At 66.1% G+C, this 1,086-nt stretch carries 2 protein-coding genes; both read right to left on the bottom strand.

From position 1 onward, the window contains the following. On the bottom strand, nt 1–537 hold a 537-nt coding region (locus EOA29_RS37440), incomplete at its 3' end, for a glutamate synthase-related protein (protein ID WP_245468751.1). Nucleotides 538–545: 8 nt separating this feature from the next. Continuing rightward, a partial coding sequence (locus EOA29_RS37435; RefSeq protein ID WP_127222460.1) for a GXGXG domain-containing protein occupies nt 546–1,086 on the bottom strand: 541 nt, incomplete at its 5' end.

Here is a 1,086-nt window from a genome sequence, read left to right as displayed (position 1 = left end):
CTTCTGGCCAAGCAGCATGCCGCCGCCGCCGGGCTTGGCGCCCTGGCCGACGACGACCTCGATCGCATCGGCGCGGCGCAGGTCGCGCGGGTTCATGCCATAACGCGACGGCAGGTATTGGTAGACCAGCGTCTTGGAATGACCGCGCTCCTCCTCGGTCATGCCGCCGTCGCCAGTGGTGGTCGAGGTGCCGGCGAGCGTGGCGCCGCGGCCGAGCGCTTCCTTGGCCGGACCGGACAGCGAGCCGAAGCTCATGCCGGCAATGGTGATCGGGATCTTCAGCTCGATCGGCTTCTTGGCATGGCGCGAGCCCAGCACCACGCTGGTGTCGCAGCGCTCGCGATAGCCCTCCAGCGGATAGCGCGAGATCGAGGCGCCGAGGAACAAAAGGTCGTCGAAATGCGGAACCTTGCGCTTGGAGCCGCCGCCGCGGATGTCGTAGATGCCGGTGGAGGCGGCGCGGCGGATTTCCGAGATCGCATAGTCATCGAAGGTCGCTGACTTGCGCGGCGTCGTCGGAGGATTGTGGTAGCTCATGGTCGTCCTCAGTATGCGTCAGCGTTATCGATGTTGAAGTTGTAGAGCGTACGGGCCGAGCCGTAGCGGGAGAACTCTTCCGGCTTGGCATCCTTGATGCCGGCGCGGTCGAGCAGGTCCTGAAGCAGGGCGATGTGCTCGGGCCGCATCTCCTTCTTGATGCAGTCCGCGCCCAGGCTCTTGACCTTCCCGCGCACGAAAAGCCCGGCCTCATAGATCGAGTCGCCGAGCGCATCGCCGGCGTCGCCCAGCACCACCAGGTTGCCTGACTGCGCCATGAAGGCCGACATGTGGCCGATATTGCCGCGCACGACGATGTCGATGCCCTTCATCGAGATGCCGCAGCGCGAGGAGGCGTTGCCCTCGATGACCAGCAGGCCGCCGCGGCCGGTGGCGCCGGCATACTGGCTGGCGTCGCCTTTGACCACGATCGAGCCCGACATCATGTTCTCGCCGACGCCGGGTCCGGCCGACCCGTGCACGGTAATAGTGCCGCCGTCATTCATGCCGGCGCAGTAATAGCCGACGCTGCCGCGCACATCGATGCTG

This window comes from Mesorhizobium sp. M1E.F.Ca.ET.063.01.1.1 (assembly GCF_003998155.1).
GTDB lineage: Bacteria > Pseudomonadota > Alphaproteobacteria > Rhizobiales > Rhizobiaceae > Mesorhizobium.
Note: the sequence above shows the minus strand (reverse complement) of the source record. Positions and strands in the feature narration are given on the sequence as shown.